The 223-nt window shown below is 48.9% G+C and carries 1 protein-coding gene; it reads right to left on the bottom strand.

The genetic code is table 11. The features are described 5' to 3' along the window. Positions 1-223, bottom strand: a 223-nt coding sequence (locus tag ABR397_RS24785; protein ID WP_350307983.1) for a DUF2345 domain-containing protein, incomplete at both ends; no start/stop codon positions are given.

Below are 223 nucleotides of genomic sequence, written 5' to 3' on the forward strand. Positions count from 1 at the left end.
TTTTATCCCCAGTTTCTGCGCAAACAGACTGACCGCTTCACCCGCCGCTACCGTGAATTTTTTCAGCACGCTAAAATCGGTATTTTTCCCACTGGTGGCCATCACATTGTCTCCCGCAGAAAATTGGAGACTTTTCGCCGTCGTCTGAGCAATACCTTCGGGAGCGGACAGTAACAGCGCCGATTTTCTCAGTTCGGTTAACGTGTCACTCAATAACGTTTTC

The organism is Photorhabdus viridis (assembly GCF_040256935.1).
GTDB classification, from domain to species: domain Bacteria; phylum Pseudomonadota; class Gammaproteobacteria; order Enterobacterales; family Enterobacteriaceae; genus Photorhabdus; species Photorhabdus viridis.